The sequence below is a fragment of the Alphaproteobacteria bacterium genome (assembly GCA_035625915.1).
In the GTDB taxonomy this organism is placed as follows: Bacteria; Pseudomonadota; Alphaproteobacteria; order JACZXZ01; family JACZXZ01; genus DATDHA01.
The window spans coordinates 1-2,120 of the sequence record DASPOR010000236.1; the positions used below are offsets into that span (position 1 = coordinate 1).

Annotated in this window: 1 protein-coding gene; it reads left to right on the forward strand. The window is 65.0% G+C overall.

Going from position 1 to position 2,120, the window contains the following annotated elements; genetic code table 11:
• Positions 1–182: 182 nt before the first annotated feature.
• Complete coding sequence (locus VEJ16_19185) at positions 183–1,943, forward strand: IS1634 family transposase (GenBank protein ID HYB11786.1); 1,761 nt, start codon at positions 183–185, stop codon at positions 1,941–1,943.
• Positions 1,944–2,120: the final 177 nt, after the last annotated feature.

Sequence of the window (2,120 nt, forward strand, 5' to 3'; positions counted from 1 at the left end):
GGGCAGGCCGAGCGCGACGGCCTCGAGCCGGCCGCGCTGGCGCGGCTAATCGGAACTTTTTACTTTCTGAACACGTCACGCACTGATTTTACTCGAAAAGGCGGCATTTGTCGGCACGGTTGTACCCATGTAATATTTCAGCTGACTCTTGCGTTTCGCGCGTATCGTGCTATGAGCGTCCCATGTACATCGAGACTGTCCCCAATCGGGGTTCGCCGCCGGCGATCCTGCTGCGCGAGTCCTATCGCGAGGACGGCAAGGTCAGGAAACGGACGCTCGCGAACCTGTCCGACTGGCCGGCCGAGCGGGTCGAGGGTTTCCGTACGTTTCTCAGGGGCGGCGTCGTCGTGCCGGCGGGACAGGAGCCCTTCGAGGTGGTCCGCTCGTTGCCGCACGGGCACGTGGCGGCGGTGATCGGAACGATCCGCAAGATCGGTCTCGACCGGATCCTGGGGCCCGAAGGCAATCGGCCGCGTGATCTGGCGCTCGCGATGATCGTCGGGCGGATCATCGCCCCGGCCTCGAAACTCGCGACGATGAAGGGGCTCGATCCGGCCACGGCCTCGAGCAGTCTCGGCGCGGTCCTCGAATTGGGCGCGGTCGCATACGCGGAGGCTTACGAGGCGCTCGACTCGCTGCTTGCGCGTCAGGAGGCGATCGAGACCGCGTTGGCGAAGCGGCATCTCGCGGGCGGCACGCTGGTGCTCTACGACGTGAGCTCCAGTTACGTCGAGGGCCGTTGCTGTCCCCTGGCCAAGCGAGGCTACAATCGCGACGGCAAGAAGGGCAAGCTGCAGATCGTGTACGGCCTTCTGTGCGCGCCGGACGGCTGCCCCGTGGCGGTCGAAGTGTTCGATGGCGACACCGCCGATCCCACGACGCTCGGCGCCCAGATCGACAAGCTGAGAGTCCGCTTCGGTCTCGAACGCGTGGTGTTGGTCGGCGATCGGGGCATGATCACCGAAGCACGCATCCGGGAAGACGTGGCGCCTGCAGGGCTCGATTGGATCACCGCATTGCGGGCGCCGGACATCAAGGCCCTCGCCGAGAGCGGACAGCTGCAGCTCTCGCTGTTCGACGAACGCGACATGGCGACCATCACCTCGCCCGACTTCCCCGGGGAGCGCTTGATCGTTTGTCGCAATCGCGATCTCGCCGGCGAACGCACACGCAAACGCAACGAGCTTCTCGACGCGACCGAGCGCCAACTCGCTGCGGTGAAACAGCGCGTCGAGCGCAAACGCGCGCCCTTGCGGGGCAGGGACAAGATCGGCATAGCCGTCGGCGCCGTGATCAATCGCCACAAGATGGCCAAGCACTTCGACATCGAGATCGACGACGACCGCCTCGCCTTCCGCCGCAAAGCGCCGGAGATAGCGGCGGAAACGGCTCGTGACGGCATCTACGTGATCCGCACCAGCCTTCCCACCGAAGCGATGGAACACGCGCAGGTCGTCGGCTCGTACAAGAGCCTCTCGCGAGTGGAACGGGCCTTCCGATCTTTGAAGACCGTCGATCTCGAGATACGCCCCATCTATCACTGGCTCGAGGATCGCGTGCGTGCGCACGTGCTCCTGTGCATGCTGGCCTACCATGTCGAATGGCACATGCGCCGAGCGTTGGCGCCGATGCTCTACGACGACGAGGAGAAAGAAGCGCTCCTCTCCGGACGATCGAATCCGGTGGGCAAAGCCCCTCGCTCGGAGTCGGCACGCGCCAAGGAGGGCAGCCATCGCACATCCGACGGCCTCGCGGTCCACAGCTTCCAGAGCCTCCTCGCCGACCTCGGAACGCTCTGCCTCAACACGCTCGTCACTGCGCTCAACCCGAATTACCAGATCACCGTCACCACCCGACCCACGTCGATCCAGGCCAAGGCATTCGACCTACTCGGCATCCCCGTTCCGGCGCCGTCCGCGAGAGCCGAGAGCCGTACCCAGTAGGACCCGTCGGCTCCGGGCACAAAGCCCTGCCGAATCAAAGTGATATGTTTTCGATAAGTAAAAAGTTCCGTCTAGGCACGCGTCGACGGGCCCGTAGCGGTTCAGTGCGGCTACGAAGGCGGCGGCGCACAGAAAGCCGAGCGTGATCGCTGCCGCGCCCGCGCAGGCCCCGCCAAG